This is a genomic window from Bradyrhizobium sp. PRIMUS42 (assembly GCF_023006515.1).
Taxonomy (GTDB): Bacteria; Pseudomonadota; Alphaproteobacteria; order Rhizobiales; family Xanthobacteraceae; genus Bradyrhizobium.
Genome location: NZ_JALBGZ010001245.1, coordinates 1 through 1,053, shown reverse-complemented (window position 1 = coordinate 1,053; position 1,053 = coordinate 1). Strand labels below are relative to the sequence as shown.

General features: G+C 67.7%; 1 protein-coding gene. It reads left to right on the top strand.

Features of this window, described 5'->3' with window-relative positions; genetic code table 11:
- Positions 1 to 1,053 (top strand): alanine racemase (alr, locus tag MOV75_RS39410; RefSeq protein WP_247008241.1); only part of this gene is annotated, 1,053 nt, incomplete at both ends.

The window sequence follows — 1,053 nt, the reverse complement described above, 5'->3', positions numbered from 1 at the left end:
AGGCCGACGCCTATGGCTGCGGCGCCGCCGAGGTCGCGCGTGCGCTGAGCAAGGCCGGCTGCAAGACCTTTTTCGTCGCCACCATCGAGGAGGCGCGCAAGGTGCGCGCGGCCGTCCCGGAGCCAACGATCTATGTGCTCGGCGGCTATTTCCAGAACACCGGCGAGCACTACGCCAAGATCAATTGCCGCCCGGTGATCGGCGACCTCAACGAGCTCGCCGAGTGGGACGTGTTCTGCCGTCGCACCGGCTGGAACGGGGGCGCGGCGGTTCACATCGACACCGGCATGAACCGACTCGGCCTCACGCTCTCCGAAGCGCAGGCCATCATCCCCCGCATCAACGCCGGCGATCACGGCATCACGCTGGTCATGAGCCATCTGGTCTCGGCCGAGCAGCTCAACAGCCCGGTGAACGCCAAGCAGCTCGCGGCCTTCCGCAGCATCGCCAGCGAATTCTCCGGCGTACCGGCGGCGCTCGCCAATTCCTCCGGCATCTTCCTCGGCGCGCCGTTCCAGTTCGACATGGTGCGGCCGGGGGCTGCGCTCTACGGTGTCAACCCGACACCGGAGGCCGACAATCCGATGCTGCCGGTGGTCGATCTCAAGGCGCGCATCGTGCAGACCCGCACCATCGAGCGCGGCGAGAGCGTCGGCTATGGCGGCACCTGGACCGCGCGGCGGCCGACGAAACTGGCGATCATCGCAGTCGGTTATGCCGACGGCTATTTCCGCGCCGCCAGCTCCAATGACGGCACCCGCGGCGCCGAGGTCATCGTTGCCGGCAAGCGCTGCCCAGTCGCCGGCCGCGTCTCGATGGATCTCATCGCGATCGACATCACCGATCTACCGCCGAATGCGGCGCGGCGCGGCCATATGGTGACGCTGCTCGGCGAGGGCATCACCGTCGACGAGCTCGCGCATCATTTCGGCACCATCGGCTACGAGGTGCTGACCAGCCTCGGCCACCGCTATGCCCGGCTCTATAAGGGCGGCAATGTGGAGGAGCCGTTGGTCAAGCCGGCAGCCGCGACCGGAGCCGAACAGCCTCCCT